The sequence below is a fragment of the Pseudonocardia pini genome, from assembly GCF_013870575.1.
In the GTDB taxonomy this organism is placed as follows: Bacteria; Actinomycetota; Actinomycetes; order Mycobacteriales; family Pseudonocardiaceae; genus Pseudonocardia; species Pseudonocardia pini.
In genome coordinates this window covers 1-2,885 of sequence record NZ_JACBXB010000713.1, presented here as the reverse complement: position 1 = coordinate 2,885, position 2,885 = coordinate 1, and the positions used below count along the sequence as shown (strand labels likewise).

Below are 2,885 nucleotides of genomic sequence, written 5' to 3'. Positions count from 1 at the left end.
CGTCGCGCGGAACCCGGCGGCGATCGTCCTGTCCGGCGGCCTGACGGCGGCGGTGCCGGTCACGCCCGGGGACGTCGTCGTGGCGTCCGTCGACCGTCTCGGAACCGTGGAGCTGTCATGCCGTTGATCCAGGTCACCCTCGCGAAGGGCCGCTCGCCCGAGCAGCTGAAGGCCCTCGGCGAGGCGCTCACCGACGCCGCCGCGGACGCCATCGGCGCGCGGCCCGAGTCCATCCGGGTCGTGCTCACCGAAGCCGAGCCCGAGCACTGGTTCGTGGGTGGTGAGACGCTCGCCGACCTGCGTCGCGCCGGGGAGCGGTGATCACCGCCGCCCCTGTCCCGACCGGGTCACGGCCGCGATGATCTCCGCCAGCGCCGCGTCGGCGAGCGCGCGCACCTCGGAGTCGGTGCGGTCCTGGATCGGGTGCGGCACGAACACCGCGGGGACCTCGCGATACCCGAGCGCGCGCGCCTGGGCGCTCGCGGCGACCACGAACTGGGTCGACGCGAGGAAGGCCGCGATCACGCCCCGGCCTTCGAGGGCGGCGAAGTCGTGCACACTGCACGACGTGCACGAGCCTCAATCGGCGAGGGCCTCGATCACCACGTCGCAGTGCGTGGTGATCTCCCGCCGCAGGTCCGGGGGCATCGGCTTGGTGAAGGTCGGCTTGGCGTAGCGGCGCACCGTGATCCCGCGCTCGGCCAGCAGCTCGGCGAGCCGGTCGAGGAACACGTCGCCGCGCGCCTTGGAGATGTCGAGCAGGCCCACCCGTAGCCCGTCGAGCGAGGTCGGCCGCTCCAGCGCGGTCCGGCTGTCGGCCGCGCTCTCGTCCGTCGGGTCGAGGATGACGATCGGGTCGTTCACCGCCACGGGTCCACCTCCCTGGTCACGGGGGCGCTGCCGCCGGGGCCGCCCGCCCATCCGCCGACGATCGCCGAGAACATCCCGGCCCCACCGCCCGCGTGCATGATCATGTACCCGCCCGGCCGGAACTTCGGGATCGGCCGTGCGGAGCCGCCCGCGGGCACCCCCTCCGCGATGCCCCCCGCGCCCCGGGTGATCTCGGCGCGGTCGAGCAGCAGCAGCTCGTCGAGCTCCCGGTGCAGGCGCGCGCGGTCCCAGCCCGCCTCGCGGAAGGTCCGGCCGTGCTCGGGGCACAGCACCAGCGAGGCGTCGAACCCGCCCGGCAGCTTCCAGTGGCAGACCGAGCGCAGGCCCTGGGCCAGCGAGCGGGCCAGCGACTCCGGCGTGCGGGAGATCTGGTCGGCGAGGCCACGCGGGCCCTCGGCCGCGAACACCGTGACCGCCGACCGGCCCGCCGGGACGCCGCGGCTCTGCGCGAGCGGCTCGAAGGGTGAGCCCTCCTCGTCCTCGGCGAAGCAGAACCCCAGCTTGCCGGGGTGTCCCAGCGCGGCGCGGTCCACCTCCTGCGGCCGCCCGCCGCCGACGTTGCGGATCACCAGCTGCAGCGCCCGGCCGATCGTCGAGTTGGCGCGGTTGCCCTGGCCGAGCGCGTTGCCCGCCCAGTTCATCCCGATCTCCGCCCGGATCGGCCCGTTGACGCAGAGCGCCGGACCCGCGCCCCACGTCGTCGCGAGCAGGCCGTGGGCGTTGAACTCGTCCGTGCACGCGGCCTCGACCGCCGCCAGCACGACGGGCAGGTACTCGGGTCTGCAGCCCGCCAGCACGGCGTTGATCGCCACCTTCTCCACCGTCGCCTCGACGAGGTTCGGCGGCACGACCGCGACCACCTCGTCCGGACGGCGGGAGGTCCCGTCGAGCATCCGGAGCACCCGCGCGGGGGTCGGCGGGACGACCGGGAGGCCGTCGGAGAACCCGCGGTCGTAGAGGGCCTCGACCTCGTCCTCCAGCGCCGCGATCTCCAGCCGTCGCGAGCGCAGCGACCCGCCGCGGGTGCGGACGAGCAGCTCCTCGGCCATGTCCGGGTCGAGGGTGCGGGACCCGCAGCCGGGGCGGTACTCGGGCAGGTCCGCGCCGAGCCCGCCGACCCCGGTGAACTCCTGCCACTCCTCGCGCAGCCAGCCGACGATCCGGCCCGTCTCCCGGCCGCCCGCGAAGCGGACCAGGGTGGGCACGGTCTCCACCTCGAGCGCGAGGCTGGTGTCGAGGGCGGTGTCGTCGCGGCGGTCGCGGATCCCCGCGGGGAACCCCGGGTCGTCCTGCGTGAACACCGTGACCTGCGGCAACGCGGCGAGCACGGGCTCCACGAGCCGGCAGGTGGGGCAGTCCGCCTTCACCACGGCGACGAGCCCGTCCGCGGGGAGGTCCACCGCCGCGTTCCGCTCCGTCGACACCGACACACTCCGCACGGTAGCCGGGTGAACAGCCGTCCGGTAGGTCGGCGGGCGGCACCGACGGTTCCGCCGACCCGGACGGCGGTTGCCCACGGCCCGGGCCGGATGGCTGGATGAAGGGGTGCGCGCCCTCCGCCGAACGGCCCTGCCGCTCGTCCTCGCCGTGCTGGCACTGCTGGCGGGCACGCAGGTCGCCGCGGCGGCCGAGCCCGTCGACTACGTGGCACTCGGCGACTCCTACGCCGCCGGGGTCGGGGCGGGCACCGGCGAGTGCGGCCGGACCGAGGCCTCCTACCCCGCGCGGTACGCCGTGGGGGTGCGGTCGTTCGCCTTCGTGGCGTGCAGTGGCGCCACCACTGCAGGAGTGCTGAAGGACCAGGTCCGGGCCGTCTCCCGGGACACCGACCTCGTCACGATCACCGTGGGCGGCAACGACGTCGGGTTCGTCCCGGTCCTCGCCCGGTGCGGCACCGCGCCCACCGACGAGGGCTGCGACCAGGCCGTCCGCACCGGGGAGCGGCTGGCCCGGTACGTCCTGCCCTCGGCCGTGGCCGCGGTGGTCTGGGCGGT

4 protein-coding genes are annotated in these 2,885 nt (G+C 75.3%); 2 read left to right on the top strand and 2 right to left on the bottom strand.

Annotation, left to right across the window (positions count from 1 at the left end; translation table 11 throughout):
- Window positions 1-117 precede the first annotated feature (117 nt).
- Entirely contained in the window at window positions 118-321 is a 204-nt protein-coding gene (thmT, locus tag H5J29_RS27645; RefSeq protein WP_181783924.1) for a 2-hydroxymuconate tautomerase, read from the top strand.
- Here the strand turns inward: thmT and H5J29_RS35975 are convergent, their stop codons facing one another.
- Together H5J29_RS35975 and H5J29_RS27630 are read right to left on the bottom strand one after the other, a co-directional pair.
- Window positions 322-852 carry a UGSC family (seleno)protein gene (locus tag H5J29_RS35975; RefSeq protein WP_312858444.1) on the bottom strand — a complete coding sequence of 177 codons (531 nt, stop codon included), beginning with the start codon at window positions 850-852 and terminating at the stop codon, window positions 322-324. It lies immediately after the preceding gene.
- Between the two features lie 8 nt (window positions 853-860).
- Complete coding sequence (locus H5J29_RS27630) at window positions 861-2,321, bottom strand: thioredoxin family protein (RefSeq protein ID WP_220188016.1); 1,461 nt, start codon at window positions 2,319-2,321, stop codon at window positions 861-863.
- A gap of 115 nt (window positions 2,322-2,436) precedes the next feature.
- Between H5J29_RS27630 and H5J29_RS27625 the strand changes: the two genes are divergently transcribed.
- Window positions 2,437-2,885 (top strand): GDSL-type esterase/lipase family protein (locus H5J29_RS27625; protein WP_312858443.1); only part of this gene is annotated, 449 nt, incomplete at its 3' end.